The following is a 1,328-nucleotide window of genomic DNA, read 5'->3' on the forward strand; positions in this document are numbered from 1 at the left end:
CTGCAAAGGGCGGGCGTCCTCGAGCGACGCCTTTTCTCGCTCACTAGCAAACTATACCATAGCAGTCACAGCTTGCTTGGGAGAGGCTATGATAGACGTCGTTTTCGCTGTGGCTCTTGGACTTTTGGCCTGGCTGATCGTCGACCCATTTACCGGTGCTATTTGCGCTATTGCTGTCTGGTCTGCCATATCTTTGACCCGAATGGCTTTCCGAGACCGTTGAGTGCGACCCTCTTCTCGCTGCTCACTTCCTCCGAACGGATTGGCCCCTGATCCGAGACCATTTGCTGGATCGCCGGAGGCTGGAGTTTCCGGCCTTCGATCACGGCGGTGGGCTGGGTGCTCCGCCAGGATTTTGCAGCAGGATCGGAGGCTTGTTGCCGATGGCCCCGTGCGGCCGATCCTCGTTGTAGTATCTGAGCCAAGTCTCCATCTTTTCCTCCRCATCCGCAAGCGTCAGGAACCAGTGGGTATTCAGGCACTCACTGCGGAAGCGGCCGTTGAACGCCTCGATGAAGGCATTGTCCGTCGGCTTGCCTGGCCGCGAGAAGTCGAGCGTGACGCCCTTGGCATAGGCCCACAGATCGAGATCGCGGCTGACGAACTCGGAGCCCTGATCGACCCGGATCGTCTTCGGATAGCCCAGTTTCGCGCAGACCCTTTCGAGCGTGGCGACGACGTCCTCGGCCCGGTAGCTGAAGCGGGGATCGATCGCCGGCGAGAAGCGCGAGAAGGTGTCGACCACCGTCAGAACCCGGATCTTGCGGCCGGTGGCGAGCTGGTCATGGACGAAGTCCATCGCCCAGACATCGTTGGGCCGCGTCGCCGGCGCGCGGTCCTCGCGCAGCTTCGCCTTGACCCGACGCTTGGGCGTCTTGTTACGGAGTTGCAAGCCTAACTCATTGTAGATCCTTCGAATCCGCTTCTGATTGACATGCCAGCCCTCGCGCCGCAGCAGCACGTCGACACGGCGATAGCCATAACGAACGCGGGTCTCGCAGATCGCCTTGATCCGGGCTGCCAGGGGGGCCTGGTCGGGCCGGCACGATTTGTAGTGGTAGCTCGACGTGTCGAATTCCAGGACCGCACAGGCCCGCCGGATCGACACCTGCCACTCGCCACACATCGTGCCGACAAGCTCGCGCTTGCGACCAGGCCTTGTATCTCACGGTTGCCGACCGGCTCTGAGCCGGGGAAGCTGTCGACGGACGGGAGCCCGTACAGGCCTTGGGTGATTGAGCCCGCCTCTGAGCATGGGGCCCCGCCCGTCGGTTCCAGAGGGAGCCCGAACAGTCGCTTGGGCCGCAGTGCGAGCCCGGATTTGCAAG

The 1,328-nt window shown here is 62.3% G+C and carries 1 pseudogene; it reads right to left on the reverse strand.

The window, feature by feature from the left end:
* Nucleotides 1-322 precede the first annotated feature (322 nt).
* A pseudogene (locus tag AC1DVA_RS28395) lies at nucleotides 323-1,159 on the reverse strand (IS3 family transposase); the annotation flags it as partial.
* Nucleotides 1,160-1,328: the final 169 nt, after the last annotated feature.

The organism is Allobosea sp. P4_C6, from assembly GCF_056402015.1.